At 64.4% G+C, this 18,945-nt stretch carries 18 protein-coding genes; 14 read left to right on the top strand and 4 right to left on the bottom strand.

Annotated elements, in window-relative coordinates; all coding sequences use genetic code 11:
- Window positions 1-201: 201 nt before the first annotated feature.
- From QD280_RS07830 to gpmI, 3 genes are all read right to left on the bottom strand, one after another.
- Window positions 202-1,596, bottom strand: a complete 1,395-nt coding sequence (locus QD280_RS07830; protein WP_279834040.1) for a S41 family peptidase — start codon at window positions 1,594-1,596, stop codon at window positions 202-204.
- 226 nt (window positions 1,597-1,822) lie between these two features.
- Window positions 1,823-2,992 (bottom strand): peptidoglycan DD-metalloendopeptidase family protein, encoded by a 1,170-nt coding sequence (locus QD280_RS07825; RefSeq protein WP_279838846.1) that lies wholly within the window; start codon window positions 2,990-2,992, stop codon window positions 1,823-1,825.
- Between the two features lie 118 nt (window positions 2,993-3,110).
- Window positions 3,111-4,673, bottom strand: a complete 1,563-nt coding sequence (gene gpmI, locus QD280_RS07820; protein ID WP_043331623.1) for a 2,3-bisphosphoglycerate-independent phosphoglycerate mutase — start codon at window positions 4,671-4,673, stop codon at window positions 3,111-3,113.
- 444 nt (window positions 4,674-5,117) lie between these two features.
- Here gpmI and QD280_RS07815 point away from each other — a divergent pair, with 444 nt between their 5' ends.
- From QD280_RS07815 to QD280_RS07765, 11 genes are all read left to right on the top strand, one after another.
- Window positions 5,118-5,537 (top strand): rhodanese-like domain-containing protein, encoded by a 420-nt coding sequence (locus QD280_RS07815; protein WP_043331622.1) that lies wholly within the window; start codon window positions 5,118-5,120, stop codon window positions 5,535-5,537.
- A 125-nt stretch (window positions 5,538-5,662) separates the two neighbouring features.
- Window positions 5,663-6,166 carry a protein-export chaperone SecB gene (secB, locus tag QD280_RS07810; RefSeq protein ID WP_043331620.1) on the top strand — a complete coding sequence of 168 codons (504 nt, stop codon included), beginning with the start codon at window positions 5,663-5,665 and terminating at the stop codon, window positions 6,164-6,166.
- A gap of 165 nt (window positions 6,167-6,331) precedes the next feature.
- Window positions 6,332-7,078, top strand: coding sequence for a 16S rRNA (uracil(1498)-N(3))-methyltransferase (locus QD280_RS07805; protein ID WP_192839041.1), 747 nt, complete (start codon window positions 6,332-6,334; stop codon window positions 7,076-7,078).
- A 212-nt stretch (window positions 7,079-7,290) separates the two neighbouring features.
- Window positions 7,291-8,262 (top strand): glutathione synthase, encoded by a 972-nt coding sequence (gene gshB / locus QD280_RS07800; RefSeq protein ID WP_192839042.1) that lies wholly within the window; start codon window positions 7,291-7,293, stop codon window positions 8,260-8,262.
- 108 nt (window positions 8,263-8,370) lie between these two features.
- Window positions 8,371-9,285, top strand: a complete 915-nt coding sequence (locus tag QD280_RS07795) for a TonB family protein (RefSeq protein ID WP_192839043.1) — start codon at window positions 8,371-8,373, stop codon at window positions 9,283-9,285.
- A 15-nt stretch (window positions 9,286-9,300) separates the two neighbouring features.
- Window positions 9,301-9,858, top strand: coding sequence for a YqgE/AlgH family protein (locus tag QD280_RS07790; RefSeq protein WP_043331610.1), 558 nt, complete (start codon window positions 9,301-9,303; stop codon window positions 9,856-9,858).
- Window positions 9,851-10,306: a Holliday junction resolvase RuvX gene (gene ruvX, locus QD280_RS07785; RefSeq protein WP_054556397.1), complete on the top strand. Its 456-nt coding sequence runs from the start codon at window positions 9,851-9,853 to the stop codon at window positions 10,304-10,306. Before QD280_RS07790 ends, ruvX begins: the two co-directional genes overlap by 8 nt.
- Before the next feature lie 98 nt (window positions 10,307-10,404).
- A complete protein-coding gene (pyrR, locus tag QD280_RS07780; RefSeq protein ID WP_279838844.1) occupies window positions 10,405-10,938 on the top strand; it encodes a bifunctional pyr operon transcriptional regulator/uracil phosphoribosyltransferase PyrR in 534 nt (177 codons plus the stop codon).
- Complete coding sequence (locus QD280_RS07775) at window positions 10,935-11,987, top strand: aspartate carbamoyltransferase catalytic subunit (protein WP_052384301.1); 1,053 nt, start codon at window positions 10,935-10,937, stop codon at window positions 11,985-11,987. Before pyrR ends, QD280_RS07775 begins: the two co-directional genes overlap by 4 nt.
- Complete coding sequence (locus tag QD280_RS07770; protein ID WP_279838843.1) at window positions 11,984-13,249, top strand: dihydroorotase; 1,266 nt, start codon at window positions 11,984-11,986, stop codon at window positions 13,247-13,249. The genes QD280_RS07775 and QD280_RS07770 overlap by 4 nt, the downstream gene beginning before the upstream one ends.
- 337 nt (window positions 13,250-13,586) lie before the next feature.
- Window positions 13,587-13,772 (top strand): tautomerase family protein, encoded by a 186-nt coding sequence (locus tag QD280_RS07765; protein ID WP_043331603.1) that lies wholly within the window; start codon window positions 13,587-13,589, stop codon window positions 13,770-13,772.
- A 289-nt stretch (window positions 13,773-14,061) separates the two neighbouring features.
- On the opposite strand, the gene serA is transcribed toward QD280_RS07765, so the two are convergent.
- A complete protein-coding gene (serA, locus tag QD280_RS07760; protein WP_043331602.1) occupies window positions 14,062-15,312 on the bottom strand; it encodes a phosphoglycerate dehydrogenase in 1,251 nt (416 codons plus the stop codon).
- A 321-nt stretch (window positions 15,313-15,633) separates the two neighbouring features.
- On the opposite strand from serA, the gene xseB reads away from it, so the two are divergent.
- Genes xseB through dxs form a run of 3 tightly spaced genes read left to right on the top strand, consistent with a single transcriptional unit; the run spans window position 15,634 to window position 18,785 of the window.
- Window positions 15,634-15,918, top strand: coding sequence for an exodeoxyribonuclease VII small subunit (xseB, locus tag QD280_RS07755; protein WP_279838841.1), 285 nt, complete (start codon window positions 15,634-15,636; stop codon window positions 15,916-15,918).
- A complete protein-coding gene (locus QD280_RS07750; RefSeq protein ID WP_054556401.1) occupies window positions 15,918-16,850 on the top strand; it encodes a farnesyl diphosphate synthase in 933 nt (310 codons plus the stop codon). The genes xseB and QD280_RS07750 overlap by 1 nt, the downstream gene beginning before the upstream one ends.
- A gap of 12 nt (window positions 16,851-16,862) precedes the next feature.
- Window positions 16,863-18,785, top strand: a complete 1,923-nt coding sequence (dxs, locus tag QD280_RS07745; RefSeq protein WP_279838840.1) for a 1-deoxy-D-xylulose-5-phosphate synthase — start codon at window positions 16,863-16,865, stop codon at window positions 18,783-18,785.
- Window positions 18,786-18,945 lie beyond the last annotated feature (160 nt).

Raw genomic sequence — 18,945 nt, 5'->3', positions numbered from 1 at the left:
TTCCTGCGCCATCGGGGATGTGAGCGCCTACTATCATCGCTTGGGCACAGGTGGTCACAGGATGGCCGATCGCTGTCACACCTGTCGCTATATGCCTCCATGCAAGTGCGCATGTCATGCCCCCCCTGCAACGACAAGGCCCCGCCAGATGGCGGGGCCTTGTCGTTGTGGCCTGATGATCTGGCGATCATGGCGTGATGCTTACTCGTCGCTTGTGGGCACGGTGGCCTTGAGCGCCGCGCTGCGCCCCAGCACGTTCATGCCCTTGAGCAGATTGAGCGCCTCACCCAGCTGATAGTCGCTTTCCGCCACCACCGGGCTATCGGGCGCCTTGCTGCTGGCGGACTCGCTGGCGGCGTTGGCATTGTCGAGGCGCCCCTCGAGGTCAGCCTCGCGCACGCTGAAGTCACGCCGCGTGTCGCGCTCGAGGCGGCCTCGCACGACCTCGACATCCGGGCGGATGCCCTCGGCCTGGATCGAGCGACCGCTGGGCGTGAAGTAGAGCGCGGTGGTCAGCTTGAGTCCATCGCCATTGCCCAGCGGCATCACCGTCTGGACCGAGCCCTTGCCGAAGCTGTCGGTGCCCATGATGATGGCGCGGTGTTGATCCTGCAGCGCGCCGGACACGATTTCCGCGGCCGAGGCCGTGCCGCCATTGATCAGCACCACCAGCGGGGTGTCGCCCGCCGGGGTATCGGGCTTGGCCGAGAAGGACAGCTCGCTGTCGGGCAGGCGGCCTTCGGTGTAGACGATGCGGCCGCTGGACAGGAACAGGTCACTGATCTCGACGGCGGCCGAGAGAAGCCCGCCGGGATTGTTGCGCAGATCCAGCACCAGCCCCTTGAGCGGCTCGCCATCGTTGTCTTCCCGCAGCCTGGCCAGCGCCGTGTGGGCCTCGTCACCGGTCGCGCTCTGGAACTGGCTGATGCGCAGATAGCCATAGCCCGGGTCCAGCAGGCGCTGACTGACGCTGCTGCTCTTGATGATGGCGCGTTCCAGCACCACTTCGCGCGGCATGTCGGCGCCCTCGGACAGAATCAGCAGCCGAATGCGTGAGCCGGCCTCACCGCGCATCAACTTGACCGACTCCGACATCGACAGGCCGTCCAGCGGCGTATTGTCGATCTTGAGGATGACATCTCGCGGCTGCAGGCCCGCGCGCGCCGCCGGGGTGTCGTCGATGGGGGCGATGACGGTCAGCTGGCCATCGTCGCCGGTGCCGACCTCGATACCGATGCCGCCAAACTCGCCATCGGTATTCTCGCGCAGGTCCTGCCAGTCTTCCTGATCCAGATAGGCGGAGTGCGGGTCCAGCCCTTCGAGCATGCCACGCATGGCATTCTTGAGCAGCGTGCGGTCATCGACCTGATCGACGTAGGTGCGCTTGATGCGCTCGAAGACCTCGGCGAAGGTGCGCAGCTCATCCAGCGGCAGGTCCGTGCCCTGACGGGCATCCTGAGCGCTGTCGGCCGGTGAGGTGACATCTTCTGCACTGGCCGGCAGTCCGCCGCCCAGCAGGGCAAGGCTCAGCGGCACGCTGACCGCCAGCTGACGCAGGCGGCGCGGGGCAGGACGGAACGGCGACATTGCAGACATGCGATTTCCTTCTCGACGGATACTGACTCGACTGGTACCGAAATGCGCTGAGCGCCGGGGCCGGGTGTCGAGGCATGGCAGGGGGAACACCGCCCAGCATGCTCGCAGTCACAGGCTACTGCGAGCATATCCCGCGCGAGTGCCTGGCGACTAGCCCGCTGGGTGTTGGTGGCATTCAGCGCTGGCTGACAATCAGACGATGCGCGAGGTGCCGCTGCCAGGCACTTCAGCGGCGCGAGAGCCAGCGACTCGGGTCTGTCGGCTGACCGCTGCGGCGCACTTCGAAATAGAGCGCCGGGCCATCACGCCCGCCGCTGCTGCCGACACTGCCCAGCTGCTGGCCACGTGACAGGCTGTCGCCCGGGCCCACGCTGAAGCTTGCCAGGTGGGCGTAGAGCGTCAGCACGTTGTCACCGTGATCGAGTATCAGCAGGTTGCCATAGCCGCGCATCCAGTCCGCGAAGACCACGCGACCGGCGTGCGGCGCCGTGACGGCGGTACCCTGCGTCGCGCGAATCAACACGCCATCACGGTTGACGCCCTCGCCACGCCCATAGGCGGAGATCACCTTGCCCGGCGCCGGCCAATCCATCTTGCCCATCGCACGCGTGATGCGGGTCTTGGGTGGCGGCGCGCTCTTGATCGACTTGAGGCGCTTCTCGAGGGTCTGGATCAGCTGATTGGCATGTGCGCGGTCCTGGTCCAGTTCGGCGATCTTCGCCTCATGGCTGGCATAGCGCGCATCCAGCTTGCGCAGCAGGGCGGCGCGTTCATTCTGTTGCGCGATCAGCTGACTGGCCTGCCGCTTGAGTCCTGTCTGTACGTCATCCAGGCGTGTCTGGCGAGCCAGCAGTTGTGCGCGGGTGTCGGCCAGTGACTGGTTCAGCTCGGCCAGGCGCTCCAGCGCCGCACGCCGTGATTCGCTCAGGTGGTTCAGATAGACCTGCAGGCGCTCAAGACGTGCGGGATCATCCTGATTGAGCAGCAATTTCAGTTCAGGCTGACGACCGAGGCGATAGAGGGCGGCCATCTCTTCGGCGACCGCCGCCTTCTGGGCCGTCTGCTGCTGGCTGAGGGCTTCACGCTTGCGCGTCAGTGCCACCAGCTGCTGCTTGATGTCATCGCGCTCATCCTCGAGCTTGCCGGTCTGCTGGCGCGTGGCGTTGAGCTGGCGCTCGATCTTCTCCAGCCCGTTGCGCGTGTCGCTGCGCCGCGCTGCCGTGGCCTTGAGCTCGCCCTGCATCGCCTGGATCTCGCGCTTGAGGCGCTTGAGGTCTTCCTGGGAGGCCTGCTTCTTCTGGGTCAGGGTGGCGGTGTCGTCAGCGGCCTGCGCGGTGGTCGCCACCACGGGGCCGAGTGCCAGCGGGGCGAGACTCAGCAGCCAGGCAGACAGCACAACGCCGGAGACTCGGCTCCGGCGCTTGAAGATTCGGGGGCGGTCGCCCTGCCCGAGCGGCTTGCTCGGGCTGGGCGAGAGGCACGACGCACCGAAGGGTGCGCCATGCAGCCTGCTATCAGGCCTCGGCATAATCGACCAGCACCTTGCCATCCATCTCTTCCGGCACCGACTGGCCCATCATTGTCAGCAGGGTCGGGGCGAGATCGCACAGACGCCCGTCGGCGGCCAGCTTGGCATCACGCTGCGTCACGTAGATCAGCGGCACCTCGAAGGTGGTGTGCGCGGTCTGCGGATTGCCGGTTTCCGGGTGCACCATCTGCTCGGCGTTGCCGTGATCGGCGGTGATCAGGCATTCGCCTCCGACCTTCTCCAGCGCCTCGACCACGCGTGCCACGCACTTGTCGAGGAACTCGACGGCCTGGACGGCGGCGTCGAACTTGCCGGTGTGGCCGACCATGTCACCGTTGGCGTAGTTGCAGACGATGAGGTCGTAGCCGCCGGACTCGATGGCTTCCACCAGCTTGTCGGTGACTTCCCCGGCGCTCATTTCCGGCTTCTCGTCGTAGGTCTTCACGTCCTGCGGGGACGGCACGAGGATGCGCGTCTCGCCGGGATATTCCTCTTCGCGGCCACCGGAGAAGAAGAAGGTGACGTGCGCGTACTTCTCGGTCTCGGCGATGCGCAGCTGGGTCAGGCCACGGTCGGACACGACCTCGCCCAGGGTGTTGTGCAGCTCGGACGGCGGGAAGGCTGCCGGCGCCGGGATGTCAGCGGCGTACTGGGTCATCATCACCAGGCCGTCGTGGGCCAGCTTGGGCGGCGTGCGCTCGAAGCCTGCGAAGTCCGGTTCGACGAAGGCGCGGGTCAGCTCGCGGGCACGGTCGGCGCGGAAGTTCATGAAGATGGCCGCATCGCCTTCCTGCATGGCGACGGAATCGCCGATGCGGGTGGCGGTGACGAATTCATCGGTCTCGTCGCGCTCGTAGGCGGCAGCCAGACCGGCGACGCCGGTGGCGGCTTCATGCTCGGCTTCGCCGTTGGCGATCAGGCGATAGGCCTGCTCGACGCGGTCCCAGCGGTTGTCGCGGTCCAGTGCGAAGTAGCGACCGACCAGCGTGGCGACACGACCGTCTTCCAGGCCCAGGCCCGCGAGGTGCTCATCGGCACGCGCGATGGAGGCCTCGGCGCTCTTGGGCGCGGTGTCACGGCCATCGGTGATGGCGTGGATATAGATGCGCTTGGCGCCCCGCTCGGCGGCCAGGTCAGCCATGGCCAGGGTGTGGTCTTCGTGGGAGTGGACGCCACCCGGAGACAGCAGGCCGATCAGGTGCACGGCCCGCCCGGCCTTGACGGCGGCATCGATGGGCGCGGTCAGGATGTCATTGTCCTTGAGGGCATTCTCACGCACCGCCTTGGTGATGCGCGTGAAGTCCTGATAGACGATGCGACCGGCACCGAGGTTCATGTGGCCGACTTCGGAGTTGCCCATCTGGCCGTCCGGCAGGCCGACGAAGCCACCATCGGTGTGAATCAGTTCGCTGGGATATTCACGACGCAGGCGGTCCATCACCGGCGTGTCGGCGGCGAGGATGGCGTTGTCCTTCTCCTCTTCGCTGTGACCGTAGCCGTCCAGAATGATTAGGGCGACGGGACGCGGACCTTGTGCTTGAGCTGCCATGACTTCCTCGCTGTGATGACGAATGATCTGGGGTGAGCAGGGGCCGGGATGACAGGATGATGCTCGACGGGTGACGCATCATGCAGCTGTCATGTCCTGCGGCCATGCTGTGGCGCCTCCGTGGGGCAGAACCCTCGGCGGAGACGACATGTAGTGATAAAACTACCTGCTCGTTCTGCCCTCTATTAGAGGGGTGGTAAGGTGCCGAGTGCAAGTGCCGCAAGTGTATCGCCGGGATTGGGTTGCGCTATCGGTGGATCGCCCCGGCCCGGCTGAGCTGACAGCAGCCGGCGCAACGCCCGGCTACGCCTTTTTGATGCCATGCAGCGGCATTCATGCTTGGGCCTGTCATGTATAATGCTGGCTCCGTTACCTCAGGTAGCGGTCTATTTCCTTTGCCGCGTACGCGTCGGCATGCACGTCACAGCGGAGTTAGCCCGTCTCATGATCGAACAGCTGCTTCAGTTCGCGCAGAATCATCCCTTGCTGGTCGGCGCCTTCGTCGCCCTGCTGGTCGCCCTCATTGTCATGGAAACCATGCGTGGCAACCATGGCGTCAGCGTCAGCGAGGCCACGCGACTGGTCAATCGCGAAGAGGGTGTCTTCATCGACATCCGCGACAGCAAGGAATTCAAGGCCGGTCATATCGCCGGTGCCGTCAACGTTCCCAGCAGTCAGCTGACCAGCGAGACCACTCCGCTGGCCAAGTACAAGGAACGCCCGGTGATCATCGTCTGCAAGCACGGCCAGACGGCGGGACCGCTGGTGGCGCGCCTCGAGAAGGATGGCTTCAAGCAGGCCGTCAAGCTCAAGGGCGGCATGGGCCAGTGGGAAGCCGACAGCCTGCCGGTCGTGACTCGCTGAGTCGCAGACTCGCGCGTCGCGTGTCTGCCAGCTGTCATTGCCCCGCTGGCTGGGCAAGTTTGCGGGTCTGCTGGAGGCAGGCTCGCAACCAAGAATAAATCTCCGAACCCTCAAGGATATGTCTCATGGCTGAAGAACAGAACGCACAGGCTGCAGCAGGCGCAGAACAGGCTCAGGATCAGCTCCAGTTTGCCCTGCAGCGCATCTACGTGAAGGACGTGTCCTTCGAAGCCCCGAATTCTCCGGCGGTCTTCTCCCAGCCGTTCCAGCCGAAGGTCGCGCTGGAGCTGGATACCGAGCACCAGCAGGTCGGTGAGGAGCTGTTCGAAGTCTCCATCAAGGTCACCGCTCAGGTCACCAATGGCGAAGACAAGACCACTGCCTTCCTGGCGGAAGTCGAGCAGGCTGGCCTGTTCCGTATCGCTGGCCTGTCTGCCGAGCAGCTGGACCACACCCTGGGCGCCTTCTGCCCGAACGTGCTGTTCCCGTATGCGCGTGAAGCCATCGACAACCTGGTCAACCGTGGCAGCTTCCCTCCGCTGATGCTGGCTCCGGTCAACTTCGAGGCCATGTACGCGCAGCGCAAGCAGCGTGAAGCCCAGGGCGCCGCCGAGGCGACCGCTCACTGATCAGTGAGCCGGCCTTGATTGGCCACATGACAGGTACGACCAGCGACGGGCCCCAGTGGCCCGTCGCTGCGTTTTTGGGCGACAATGGCCGCCGCCTTGCCTGCGATGCTGCATCGACTCATCGCGGCCCACTTTCACTGCTTCTTAGTCCGCGAGACCCCGTCCATGGCCATCCGTCTGCACTGCCCCGATCTTGATCTCAATGTCAGCGCTGGGGCGTCCTTCGCGCTCCCCGAGGGGCCTGCACGCCACCTCGGGCTGGTGCTGCGCGCCAAGGTCGGCAGTGAGGCGCAGCTGTTCAATGGCCGTGGGCAGGAGGTGCGCGTGTTGCTGGAGGAGGTGACCCGCAAGGGCGTCAGCGTGCAGGTGATCGAGGCGGTGCCCAATGACCGCGAGGCGCCGCTGGCGGTGCATCTGGGACAGGCGATCTCCAAGGGCGATCGCATGGATTACGCCATCCAGAAGGCCTGTGAGATGGGCGTGGCTGCCATCACGCCACTCTATACCGCGCGGGGCGACGTCAAGCTCAAGGGCGAGCGCGCCGACAAGAAGCTGGCGCACTGGCAGGGCGTGGCGGCCAGCGCCTGCGAGCAATGCGGAAGAAGCGTCGTGCCGGTCGTGCACGCCCCGGTGGCGATGACGCAGTGGCTGGCCGAGCGTGATGAGCCGCTGCGCCTGATTCTGCAGCCGGGCGGTGCCGAGGCGCTGAACGTGGCCGAGGCCGAGGGCGGCGTGACCCGCGCCAGCCTGCTGATCGGCCCGGAAGGCGGCTTCACGCAGGAAGAGGTGGCAGAAGCGGCCGCCGCCGGTTGTGAGGTGCTCGGCCTGGGGCCGCGTATCCTGCGCACCGAGACGGCGCCGGTGGTGGCGCTGACCTTGCTGCAGCAGCGATTTGGTGACCTGCCGCGCTGATCTCCCATCATCTGGCACCCGGGCGGAATTGTTGATCTGCCGGCAACACAGCGTGAGCCGGCAAGGGCGTTTCGCCAGTGGTGAGCAGCACGGCGCTGCTGCATACTTGTCCCATCGCTCCCGCGCCATGGTGTCATGTCGCGACGGGAGTCTCCGTTATCCCCGCTGCCGGCCGCGTTCCGGGCTGGCAGTGTCGTCACAAGGTTGCCTCAATGACTGCTCGCAAGCTCAAGATCGGCGTGGTGATGGACCCGATGTCCAGCGTCGCCTACAAGAAGGACACCACTCTGGCCATGTTGTGGGCCGCCAGCCAGCGTGGCTGGTCGCTGCATTATCTCGAGCAGGAAGACCTCTATCTCGAGAATGGTCGCGCCATGGGCCGGATGCGTGATCTGGAGGTCTACCACGACCCGGACAACTTCTATCAGCTGGGCGAGGTCGTCGCGACTCCGCTGGCCGAGCTTGACGTGATCCTGATGCGCAAGGATCCGCCCGTCGACGAACACTTCCTGAATGCCGTTCACCTGCTGGGCTTTGCCGAGCGGGAAGGCGTGCTGGTGGTCAATCCGACAGCCGCGCTGCAGACCTGCAACGAGAAGCTCTTCGCTCAGCAGTTCCCGCAGTGCATCCCGCCGACCACCGTGTCGGCCAACGACAAGGTGCTGCGCGCCTTCCACGCCGAGCATGGCAACGTGATCTTCAAGCCGCTGGATGGCATGGGTGGCAGTGGCATCTTCCACGTCGCCGAAGACGGCCGCAATCTCGGTTCGGTGATCGAGCAGCTGACGCTGCGGGGCACCCGTCAGATCATGGCCCAGCGTTATGTGCCGGAAATCAGTGCCGGCGATACGCGCATTCTGCTGGTGGATGGCGAGCCGGTGCCGTTCGGCCTGGCGCGCATTCCCAGCGCCGGAGAGACGCGCGGCAACCTGGCGGCTGGCGGACGTGGCGAATCGCGTGAGCTGACCGACCGCGATTACTGGCTGATCGAGCAGGTCAAGCCGGTGGTGAAATCATTGGGGCTGATGTTTGTCGGGCTGGACGTGATCGGCGACTACATCACCGAGATCAACGTCACCAGCCCGACCTGCGTACGCGAGATCGATACCCAGCGCGGCACTGATATCGCCGGTCTGTTGATGGATGCCATCGAAGCGCGTCTGGCGGCGCAGCCGTCCGTCTGATCAACATCGCGGTGAGGTCGGCACCAGTTGGCTGACCCGCGATGGATTCGCAGTAAACGGCAGGGAAGCCGAAGCTGCCAATGAGGTTCCGTGGACAGGGAGTGGGGTATGGCAGCACCCGTCGAATGGTGGGCAGGCAATCATAGCGTCACCGACCCGATCACCTATGTTCCGGTGACGCGGGTGCATCGCCGTGTGGTGGCATGGGGCGCGGCACTGGCCGTCCATGCCGTCATCGGCTGGTGGTTGCTGGGCAGCGGCCTACTGACGCCGCCCGAGGTGCCGCCGATGCCCAAGCCGGTGATGCTCGATGTGACGCTGGTCAGCCAGGCCAGCGCCACTGCCGTCGACTCGCAGGTGGTGGCCGAGCAGGACCAGCAGGCCAGTGGCAGCGGGCGCGAGGCGGCGGTGCAGGCCGGGCCAGTCAATCAGGCGCCACCGCAGCCGGGCGAGCAGAGTGCATCCGAGGCCAGCGAGCCGGCCGTGGCAGAAGCCCAGGCCCCGGCCACGCAGGCGCTGGTACTGCCCGAGCGCATCCCCGAGGTCATCGCGACCCAGCAGGCGTCGTCACAGCAGGTGACGCGTTCCGAACTGCTGCCGGATACGCCGGACAACGAACAGCAGGCCAGCGAGCAGGACGTCCAGCGAATCCAGGCCTCCGGCCAGTCGCGTGAGGTGGTGGGTGACACCGCCTCACGCAAGGCGGCGCGTGCCTCGGCCCGCGCGCGCTATATCAATGACTGGACCGGCACGGTGCAAGCATTCGGCAATCAGCACTATCCGGCGCCTGCTCATCTGAGCGGCGAGCTGCGGATTCGCGCCGTCGTGCTGCCCAGCGGTCAGCTTGAGTTCGCGGAAGTGTTACAATCCTCGGGACATGCTGAACTCGACCAGGCGGCTCTGGATACGGTCTACGGCGCGGCTCCTTATGCGCCCTTTGATGAAAGTCTCAAGGGGATGAGCCAGCTGACCATCACCCGCATCTGGCGATTCGGCCCCGGCAACGATTCTGGCGCGCCCTGACGCCTCGGGAGGACCATGCAAAGTCTGCGAGACTATTTCCTGCTGGCGATGCCGCATCTCGATGATGACAATTTTTCCGGCTCGCTCAGTTACCTCTGTGATCATGATGACAAGGGCACCCTCGGTGTCATCGTCAACAAGCCGATCAAGCTGACCATGCGCGGTCTGTTCGAGCAGCTCGAGATCGCTGCCGACAGCTGTGAACGCCTCGATGAGGTGGTCTATTACGGTGGCCCCGTCCACAAGGACCGCGGCTTCATCCTGCATCGCGGCAAGGCCAGCGAGTGGGATTCCAGCCTGCAGGTGACCGACGAGCTGGCGCTGACCACCTCGTTGGACATCCTGAAGGCGATAGCCGGCAACGAAGGCCCTGATGACTTCATGGTCTGCCTCGGCTGCGCTGGCTGGGAGCCGGACCAGCTCACCAACGAGCTGAAGGAAAACAGCTGGCTGATCGTCGAAGGCGACAGCGGCATCCTCTTCGATGCCGACAGCGAGTCCCGTCTCGAAGCGGCTGCCAGCAAGCTGGGCGTCGACATGAATCTGATGTCGCGGGAGATCGGGCATGGCTGAGCGGCAAGTCAGCCGTACGGCGCTGGCGTTCGATTTCGGCACGCGTCGCATCGGTGTCGCGGTGGGTACCGAGATGCTCGGCACCGCGACGCCTCTGGTGCCGCTGCATGTGCGGGACGGCATTCCGGACTGGAATGTCGTCAATCGCCTGATCGAGGAATGGCAGCCCGACCTGTTCGTGGTCGGCCTGCCGCTCGAGCTGGACGGCAGCGAGACACTGATGTGCAGCCGAGCCCGCAAGTTCGGCAAGCGCCTGTATGGCCGCTACGGCAAGCCGCTGGAAATGTGGGACGAGCGCGGCTCCACCAAGGCGGCCAAGGGCTTGGCGCGCGAGCGCGGCCACCGCGGCAATTATCGCGATGATGGCGTGGACGGCCTCGCCGCTCAGCTGATTCTCGAGAGCTGGTTTGCAAGCCAGCGAGGCGAGGGCGACCTTGTCGGTTACTGAATACTCCACCCGCTTCCTTTCCGGAAGCGGGTTTTTTTTGTCTGTTTGCCGCCATCCGGCAGGGAAGATAGGAAGCGATATCCATGCAAGAGTCTGAGATGCACGAAGAACATGAGGCACTGCCAGAGGTCGAGGCACTGCTCGAGGCCATGACCGAGGAGCTCGAATTGCTATTCGAGCGCCGTGAACTCGATCGTGAACGTCTGATTCCGGTCGGCATTCATACCGGCGGTGTCTGGGTCGCCCAGGCACTGCGTGAGCGGCTGGGGCTGGAAGAGCTCCTCGCGACACTGGATATCGGTTTCTGGCGCGACGACTTCGGCCACAAGGGCCTGCCGGATGGCGGCCAGGGGTCACAGCTGCCGGATATCGAGAATCGCGATCTGCTGCTGGTGGACGATGTGCTGATGAGCGGACGTACCGTGCGCGCGGCGCTCAATGAGCTGTTCGACTATGGCCGTCCGCGCCGCGTGCTGCTGGCCTGCCTGGTAGAGCTGCCGGGACGTGAGCTGCCGGTGCAGCCGGACGCCCTGGGAGCCAACCTGGCGCTGGCGCCCGGCAAGCGCATCAAGCTGGAAGGCCCCGACAACCTGCGCCTGACACTGGTCGATACCGGCGAGGTGACGGCATGAACCTGTTTGATCTCTCGCAGGCCAGCGCGGATGTGCGGGCTGCCTCGCCGGCACAGGTCCAGCTGGATGAGCAGGGCCGGCTGCGTCACTTTCTGGATATCGAAGGCCTGCCGCGCAGCGTGCTGACCGAGATTCTCGACACCGCCGATCACTTCCGTGGCATCGGCGATGCCGAGGTCAAGAAGGTGCCGTTGCTGCGCGGGCGCACGGTGGCCAACCTGTTCTTCGAGAACTCGACCCGCACGCGTGCCACCTTCGAGCTGGCCGCCAAGCGTCTGTCGGCGGATGTGCTCAATCTGGACATCAAGACCTCATCGGCCGCCAAGGGCGAGTCGTTGATGGATACCCTGGTCAATCTCGAGGCCATGCAGGCGGATGCCTTTGTGGTGCGCCATGGCGACTCCGGTGCGGCGCACTTCATCGCCAGCCAGATCACGCCGCATGTGGCGATCATCAATGCCGGTGACGGTCGCCATGCGCACCCGACCCAGGCGATGCTCGACATGCTGACCATCCGCCGCCACAAGGGCGAGTTCGCCAATCTGCGCGTCGCGATCGTTGGTGACATCCTGCATTCACGCGTCGCTCGCTCGCAGATTCAGGCGCTCAATACGCTGGGCGCAGCGGAGGTGCGGGTGGTCGCGCCGCAGACGCTGCTGCCCATCGGGGTCGAGACGCTGGGCTGTCAGGTCTTCACTGAGCTGGCAGCAGGGCTGAAGGATGTTGATGTCGTCATCATGCTGCGCCTGCAGAAGGAGCGAATGGATGGCGCACTGCTGCCCTCGGAATCGGAATACTACCGCCGTTATGGCCTGACCCGCGAAAGCCTGGCACACGCGCACCCTGACGCCGTGGTGATGCATCCGGGGCCGATCAACCGGGGTGTCGAGATCGAATCCGCCGTCGCGGATGGCCCGCGTTCGCTGATACTCGATCAGGTCACCAACGGTATCGCGGTGCGCATGGCGGTGCTGTCGATGGCGGTCTCCGGACAGATGAAGGCGCGCGCCGAGCGCAGGGGTGAACGTTCACGAGGAGCTGGCGCATGAAACGCAGCCTGATCAATGCACGGGTGATCGACCCGACCAACGGCCGCGATGGCCAGTACGACCTGCACCTCGACGGCGGTCGCCTGATCGCGATCGGCGAAGCGCCGGCGGATTTCAGTGCCGAGCAGCGCGATGACCTGGCGGGCAAGCTGGTCACGCCGGCCTTCATCGATCTTGGCGCGCACCTGCGCGACCCGGGTCCGCGCTACAAGGGCAGCCTGGTCAGTGAGTCAGCTGCCGCACTGGCGGGTGGCTACGCGACCATCCTGCCGCGCCCCGACACCAGCCCGGTGCTCGACAGCGCCTCGCATATTCGCACGCTGCTGGACCGCGCGCGTGATGTGGCGGGGGTGCGTCTTGCGCCGCTGGGGGCACTGACGCAGGGGCTGGAAGGTGATCTGCTCGCCAATATGGCCGCGCTCAAATCCGCAGGCTGTGTGGCGCTGACCAACCTGCGCCAGCCGATACGCGATCTCGGCGTACTGCGCCGTTGTCTGGAGTACGCGCGGACCTTTGATATCACCGTCGTGTTCCAGGCCCAGGAGGCCGCCTTGGCCGGGCAGGGCTGCGCCCATGAGGGCGCCATTGCCTCACGTCTCGGATTGGCCGGCATTCCGGAATCTGCCGAAACGGTCGCCCTGACCCAGTGGCTGCTGTTGATCGAGCAGACCGGCGTACGGGCGCATGTGTCACTGCTCTCCAGTGCACGGGCCGTGGAGCTGGTACGTGATGCCAAGGCCAGAGGGCTGGATATCAGCGCGGATGTGTCGATGGCGCAACTGCACTGGACCGATGAGCAGCTGGAAGGCTTCAACGCCAATTTCCATCTGGAGCCGCCACTGCGCAGCGCGGCAGACCGTGATGCGCTGCGGGCCGGTGTGGTCGATGGCACCATCGACGCCATCGTCAGTGATCATCTGCCCCATGAAGCCGCTGCCAAGAGCGCGCCCTTTGCAGTATCCGAGCCCGGCATGACCAGCCTGGAAACCATGCTGCCGCTGGGACTGGCGCTGGTGAAGGCCGAGCTGCTCAGCCTGCCTCGCCTGATCGAGACATTGACGTTCAGTGCCAGACGCTTCGGACTCAAGGGTGGCATGCTGGAAGTGGGCGAGTACTGTGATCTGGCGGTGATCGATATGGCGCATGAATGGCGTGTCTCAAGCGAGACGCTGGTCAGTGCCGGCCATAACACGCCGCTGCTTGGCATGCTGTTGAACGGTCGCGTCGAAGAGGTGCTGCTGGGTGATTCCTGCTACGCCTAAGCAGTGTTTCACGTGGAACATGATGCTTGAGATATTTGGCTAAAGCGCGCCAACAGACTGATAGCCAAGCGATTTTTTGAATGACGTATGGAGAGAATTGGCTGCTTTTTCGTAAAGCAGCCAATTTCTTTACCAGCCTATGCCGCAGACTGACATCGCTGGGCTGCGCTCTTTGCTGCCGGCAGATGTTTCACGTGGAACAATGGCTTCAGGAGCGATTTGCGAGAGCCCATTGGCCACAGCGCCTTAAAGCGGCTGTGGCAATAGCGAGCAAGGCGGCTGGCCAGGCTGATCTGGCATGTAGAAAAAGAGATTTGAACAACAAGGAGAGAAAACCATGCCGATGATTCGTGCGGAATTTCTGACGGGCAAGACACAGGAACAGAAGCGGGAGCTGGTGGAGGCGTTGACGCGCGAGACGGCTCGCGTATTGGGCGTGCGTGAGCAGTCCGTCTGGGTGGTGCTGCAGGAAGTGGAGCCGGAAAACTGGGCCGTCGCTGGCACGCCATTGTCAGAGCGCTGAGAGAAGAAGTTTCAACTGGGCACTTGTTCTCAACTATCTGATTCAAAGGGTGTTTTACGAGGTATCAAGATGTTCCACGTGAAACATGCCCTTGGTCTTGGTCCGGCATTGCCAGTCTATGGAAAACCGGCTGAGGCATGACAGAGGCATGACAGAGGGGCGTGGGACGCAAGGCACGGGACGAGCAACACGCTTGGTAATCCGGAACAAAAAACGCCGCAGCCATTTCTGGCTGCGGCGTTTTCATTTGCCTGCCCTCTGCTCCACGGCCATGAAGCAGAACGCGGACTCAGTTCTCGAAATCAGCTTCCGAGTAGAGGGTCCGGATACGCAGGGTATGGTCGACGGTCTTGAGCGCTTCGAGCGCTTTCTTGCCGTAGGCCTTGTCGACATCGATGACCACATAGCCGACCGTGTTGTTGGTCTGCAGGTACTGGCCAGAGATGTTGATGCCTTCCTCGGACAGCACCTGGTTGATGCGTGACAGCACGCCCGGGACGTTGTCGTGGATATGCAGCAGACGGTGCTTTTCCGGGTGCGCCGGCAGGGCGACTTCCGGGAAGTTGACCGAGCCGATGGTGGTGCCGTTGTCGGAGTAGGTCACCAGCTTCTCGGCGACTTCGACACCGATGTTTTCCTGGGCTTCCATGGTGGAGCCACCGACGTGCGGCGTCAGGATGACATTGTCGAACTCGCGCAGCGGAGACACGAACTCTTCGCCGTTGCCTTTCGGCTCTACCGGGAAGACGTCGATGGCGGCGCCCAGCAGCTTGCCGCTGGAGAGGGCTTCGGCCAGGTCTTCGATGACGACGGTGGTGCCGCGTGCCGCATTGATGAAGACGCTGTTCTGCTTCATCAGCGCGAACTGCTGCTTGCCCATCATCCACTTGGTGGAGGGGATTTCCGGCACATGCAGCGTGACGATGTCAGCGCGCGCCAGCAGCTCTTCCAGGCTTGCCACCTGACGGGCATTGCCCATGCCGAGCTTGGTGACGGCATCGTAGTAGATGACGTCCAGGCCCAGGGATTCGCTGAGCACGGACAGCTGGGAACCGATGCTGCCGTAGCCCACGATGCCCAGCGTCTTGCCGCGGACTTCATGGCTGTTCTTGGCGGATTTCATCCACTGGCCACGATGTGCCTTGGCGCTCTTCTCCGGCACGCCGCGCATCAGCATGATGGCTTCGGCCAGTACCAGCTCGGCGACCGAGCGAGTGTTGGAGTAGGGCGCGTTGAACACGGGGATGCCGCGCTTCAGTGCGGCTTCCAGGTCGACCTGGTTGGTGCCGATGCAGAAGCAGCCGATGGCGGTGAGCTTCTCGGCAGCGGAGATCACGCGCTCGTTGAGCTGAGTGCGGGAACGAATGCCGATGAAGTGCACATCGCGGATCTTCTCGATCAGTTCTTCCTCGGCCAGCGAGGTCTGAAGCAGTTCGATGTTGGTGTAACCCGCGTTGAGGAAATTATCCACGGCGGATTGGTGGACACCCTCGAGCAATAGAATCTTGATCTTGCTCTTGTCCAGGGACGTCTTGGCCATTGTCGGATCAACCCTCTCGCCGGTCATGCCGGCGTTTCTGTTCGTTTGGTCTTTTTCATGACCTGCTGGCGTGTCACACCTCAAGAAAATGCCAGAGAAACAGCGGGGCGTGCTGTCAACAGGGGAGCAAAGAATATCACAGCCGACGGGGCCTCCGGATGAAATGTCCGCGTGCCGGGCATGAAAAATTCACAGCACAGCCGTTTGATGTGACTCTTCCTCCGTGCGCAGGGGGTGGGCAGCGTCGTGAAGCCCTTCGGGTTATACTGGCGCTCCATACAGAGACACCGGGCCCGCCCGGTCGGATGAGCGAGAGCACCCATGGCCGAAAAGGAAGTGCCACAGGATTTCGCCGCCACCCTGGCCCGTCTTGAAGGGTTGGTGACGCGGCTCGAAGCTGGCGACATGTCGCTGGAAGCGTCACTGGGCGCTTTTGAAGAGGGCGTGAGTCTGGCGCGCGAGGCGCAGCAGCGGCTCGATAGTGCCGAGTTGCGCCTGCAGGCATTGGTGGAAGGCCCGGAGGGGGCGCTGACACCCACGGCGTTTACGGCGCCCGATGCCGCAGACAGCATGGCGGGTGAAGCGGACGAGGAGAAGGACTGGTGATGTCAGGTGGATTGAATACGCAAGTCACGCCGACTGCATCGCAGGCCAGCGAGCTGATCCGCTCGGGACAGGCGCGCAGTGAGGCCGTGCTTGAGGCGTTGTTGACTCCCGGCAGTGCGGCGGTGAGTGAGCGTCTCGAGGACGCCATGCGCTACAGCGTGCTGGGTGGCGGCAAGCGTCTGCGCCCCGTGCTGCTGTATGCGGTGGGTCGTGCCCTAGGCTGCGATGAAGAGGCCGCTGACCGCGCTGCGCTGGACGCGGCGGCAGCGGCGCTCGAATTGGTGCATGCCTATTCGCTGGTCCATGATGACCTGCCGGCCATGGACGATGACGACCTGCGGCGTGGCCGTCCCACCGTGCATCGCGCCTTCGATGAGGCGACCGCCATACTCGCGGGCGATGCCCTGTTGACGCTCTCCTTCGAAGTGATGGCGACGACCGGCCATGTACGGACGCCTGCCCTGGTGCGTACCCTGGCCGAGGCCTCCGGGCGGCGCGGGATGGTGGCCGGTCAGGCGCTGGATCTCGAGGCGGTCGGGCAGTTCCGCGAGGTAGAGGCGCTGTCACGCATGCATGCCTACAAGACCGGCGCGCTGATTCGCGCTGCGGTCCGTCTGGGCGGATTGGTGGCAGTCGACGAGCAGGATTCGCGTCTTGCTGCCCTGGAGCGCTACGCTTCGGCTATCGGCCTGGCCTTCCAGATCCAGGATGACATCCTGGACGTGACGGGCGACACCGCAACGCTTGGCAAGACGGCCGGTGCTGACGCTGCACGCGACAAGCCGACCTATCCCTCGCTGCTTGGACTCGAAGGTGCTCAAGAGCGAGCAGGTCAGCTACTGCAAGAGGCCCTGGATGCCCTGGCACCGTTGGGAGAGGCCGCAGAGCCACTCGCGGTGCTGGCGCGCTACATGATCGAGCGAGACCACTGATTCCTGACGCCTATGAAGCTGTTTGACGAGATACCTCAGGCGCGCCCCGCGACGCCACTGCTCGATGCGGTCGAGACACCTCAAGCGCTGCGCGCCATGAGCGCGGCACAGCTGCGCCAATTGGCTGACGAACTGCGCGCCTACCTGCTGTACAGCGTCGGCTGTACCGGCGGGCACTTCGGTGCCGGGCTCGGTGTGGTCGAGCTGACCGTGGCCCTCCACCATGCGCTGGAAACGCCCCATGACCGTCTGGTGTGGGACGTGGGTCATCAGGCCTATCCGCACAAGATTCTGACCGGCCGTCGTGAAGCCATGTACAGCATGCGCCAGTACAACGGCCTGTCTGCCTTCCCCAAGCGTGCCGAGAGCGAGTTCGACACCTTCGGGGTGGGCCATTCCAGCACCTCGATCAGTGCGGCGCTGGGCATGGCGCTCGGCGCCCGCACGGCGGGTGAGTCACGGCGCGCCTGTGCGGTGATCGGCGATGGCGCCCTGACGGCTGGCATGGCGTTCGAGGCACTGGCGCATGCCGGGCACGTAAAGGCCAATATGCTGGTCGTGCTCAACGACAACGAGATGTCGATCTCCGAGAACGTCGGCGGCCTGGCAAGCTATCTTGCACGTATTCTGGCCAGCAAGCCGTATACCCAGATGCGCGCCAACGGCAAGCGACTGCTGTCGCCCTTGCCGGGTGCGCTGGAGCTTGCCAAGCGTACCGAAGAGCACATGAAGGGCTTCATCAGCCCGGCGACGCTGTTCGAGGAGATGGGCTTCAACTACATCGGCCCCATCGACGGCCATGACCTGCCGGCGCTGGTGCAGACGTTGCGCAACATGCGTGATCTGGATGGCCCGCAGTTCCTGCATGTGGTGACGCGCAAGGGCAAGGGCTTCCTGCCGGCGGAGCGTGACCCGATCGGTTATCACGCCATCACCAAGCTCGAGAAGGCCGCGCCTCAGGCAGCCGAGCAGGCACCTGCCGTCACCGACGCACCGGCTCCCAAGCCGCAGAAATACTGCAGCGTCTTCGGCAACTGGCTGTGTGACGCCGCCGCCGCGGATGCGCGCGTCATCGGCATCACGCCGGCCATGCGGGAAGGCTCGGATCTGGTGCGTTTCTCGAAGGAATATCCTGATCGCTACTACGATGTCGCCATCGCGGAGCAGCACGCGGTGACAGTGGCAGCGGGCATGGCCTGTGAGGGCATGAAGCCGGTGGTGGCGATCTATTCCACCTTCCTGCAGCGTGGCTATGATCAGCTGATTCACGATGTCGCGGTGCAGAAACTGGACGTGACCTTTGCCATCGACCGTGCCGGTCTGGTCGGCGAAGACGGCCCGACGCATCACGGTAGCCTGGACATGTCGTTCCTGCGCTGCGTGCCGGAGCTGGTGCTGATGGCGCCGGCCGATGAAGCCGAGTGCCGTGGCATGCTGAGTGCGGCACTGGCCCACTCCGGGCCTGCCGCAGTGCGCTATCCGCGCGGTACCGGGCCGGGGGTGGCCACCGATGCCGACCTGACGCCCATGGTCATCGGTCAGGGGGAATATCGTCGTCGTATCAGTGGCAGCCCCGAGGTGCGTGTCGCCATCGTCGCCGTGGGCAGCATGAACACGCCGGTGGCCGAGGTCGCCGAGGCGCTGGACGCGACCCACTTCAACCTGCGCTCCATCAAGCCGCTGGACCGCGAGGCATTGCTCGAGATCGCCGCGGAGCACGACCTGGTCGTGACCGTCGAAGAGAATGCCATCGCGGGTGGCGCGGGAGCCGGCGTGGCCGAGCTCTACCTGAACGCGGGACTGGCTCAACCCATGTTGCTGCTGGGGCTGCCGGATGGCTTCGTAGAGCATGGCAAGCCGGTCGAGCTGCTGCGTGATTGCGGTCTGGATGCCGCCGGCATCCGCGCCAGTATCGAGACTCGCCTCGGTAGCTGATCCTGGTGACATGCAACACCGAAACGCCTGTGGATGACTCGAGAGTTCGAGTTGTCCACAGGCGTTTTTCGTTGCGTGACTGCCTGCGGCGAGACGGCGAAGGATGCATGGAAACTCCGCGACTTCCCGCCCATGCTGGATGACCATCAAGCCCTCTGCT

It is taken from the genome of Cobetia sp. 1AS1 (assembly GCF_029846435.1).
Lineage (GTDB): Bacteria > Pseudomonadota > Gammaproteobacteria > Pseudomonadales > Halomonadaceae > Cobetia > Cobetia amphilecti.
This window is presented reverse-complemented; position numbering and strand designations above follow the sequence as displayed.